This window comes from Pseudescherichia vulneris, assembly GCF_902164725.1.
In the GTDB taxonomy this organism is placed as follows: Bacteria; Pseudomonadota; Gammaproteobacteria; order Enterobacterales; family Enterobacteriaceae; genus Pseudescherichia; species Pseudescherichia vulneris.
Genome location: NZ_LR607338.1, coordinates 164,536 through 166,146 on the forward strand (window position 1 = coordinate 164,536; position 1,611 = coordinate 166,146).

General features: G+C 55.9%; 2 protein-coding genes and 1 pseudogene. All 3 read right to left on the minus strand.

What is annotated here, in order from left to right; genetic code table 11:
* Window positions 1-32 precede the first annotated feature (32 nt).
* Window positions 33-407 (minus strand): hypothetical protein, encoded by a 375-nt coding sequence (locus tag FN633_RS00670; RefSeq protein WP_154056395.1) that lies wholly within the window; start codon window positions 405-407, stop codon window positions 33-35.
* Window positions 408-414: 7 nt separating this feature from the next.
* Window positions 415-1,167 carry an ATP-binding protein gene (locus FN633_RS00675; RefSeq protein WP_154056396.1) on the minus strand — a complete coding sequence of 251 codons (753 nt, stop codon included), beginning with the start codon at window positions 1,165-1,167 and terminating at the stop codon, window positions 415-417.
* 2 nt (window positions 1,168-1,169) lie between these two features.
* Window positions 1,170-1,611, minus strand: a pseudogene (locus FN633_RS00680) (replication protein); the annotation flags it as partial.

Here is a 1,611-nt window from a genome sequence, read left to right on the forward strand (position 1 = left end):
GGCCACCAGCTCTTTGTTGTTCTGTAATTCACTCATGCCCGTGCACTCCCAAAAATTTTATGAATTTTGTAGCCCTGCCAGTTCTGGCGGCAAACGTCCGCAATGGACAGCGCTGCTGGTGCTGGTGTCACTGCTTTCGCTGGCGTTTTCGCCTTCGCTGCTGGCGCTGCAGGTGCTGGCCTGGTTCGTTTGATCTTTTCCTGCCAGCGCTGCACCAGCTGGTATTCCGGATGCTTCGGTTTGCCGATATTTTTGACGATCCCGGCCATACCCAGGCGCTTGAGCCGGTCGTAGGCCTCACGGATGTCGCAGCCGAGCAGCGTGCGGATCTGGCGGGGTGTCGCCGGTCCGTTTGCCTCGATGAACTCCACGATGGCCTTTTGCTTCGGTTTTAAGCGATTGCACATGGTCACCTCACTTCGCGATGCGCAGATGGCTGACGTTTTTGCGATAACTCGCCCAGCCAAAATTGACCCAGATACCACCGTCCATCTGCAGGCGGTCCATAACACGTGCGCCCAGGGTGGTAACGAGCTCGCCGTGGTTCAGGTTGGTCAGGATGCCAACTGGCCGCATGGATGATAGGCGGCGGTCGATTACCTGGTTGATGATCACCTTCTCGCCGCTGGAGCCACGCTGAATACCTACTTCGTCCAGTATCAGGAGATCGACGTTGCAGAGGTCGTTAAGCAACGAAGCTTCAGACTGGCCGTCGTCATAGCACTCACGGACCCGGAGCATCAGGTCAGGTATGGTCACCACCAGAACGGAGTGGCCAGCAGCAAGCAGATGGTTACCGATTGCCGCTGCCAGATGATTCTTTCCGGTACCAGGCGCGCCGCTGAACACAAAGCTTGCGAACCCGCTGCCGCCAAAGTTCTGGGCGTAGCTTTTCGCCATGCTGTATGCCTGACGCTGTTCAGCACCTGACACTTCGTAGTTTGCAAACGAGCAGCTGCGGTGCAGGGCCTGAATGCCAGCTCTGCCAAAAATCTTCTCTGAGCGTGCGCGCTGATTCATCCTGTCGATTTCCTCGGAGCGCTTCCGGCCCTCGGATTCCTGCCATGCCTGCCACTCCTGGGCATTGCTGAATTTCGGCTGCACGTTAGCCGGAATGATTTTTTTCAGGCGCTCAAGGGCGCTGCCAGTGCCAATAATATTTTTCACGTTTACCCCCTGAACCCATCTGGAATGTCACTACCTGGCTGAGAAATTTGATTCACATCCCGGCCCGCCTTGCGACCACTGAGGCTGAATTTTGGCTTGAACAAACCCTGGTACCCGTTGGCGATGCTGGCGTTAATCACGTCCGCCGGATCGTGTCCCTCGTCCAGGCACTGCTTCAGGAGGCTGAAAGCCTTAGTGACGGTCAGCTCGGTTTTGATGGGCTTACCAGACTGGCGGCGATACGCGACCCACTCATTCCACGTGGCCGTATTCAGCCACTCAGGAACAGGGATGCTGAGCGGATCAAACTTCCCATTCCCCCCTGGGGGACTATAGGGGGTTAGATCTTTTATATTTGTCTTTGAAAGAATGTCTTTGGTGTTCCCTGTTTTCGGGGATACCTTTCCCTGTTTTCGGGGATAACCATCCCCGTTTTCAGGGATG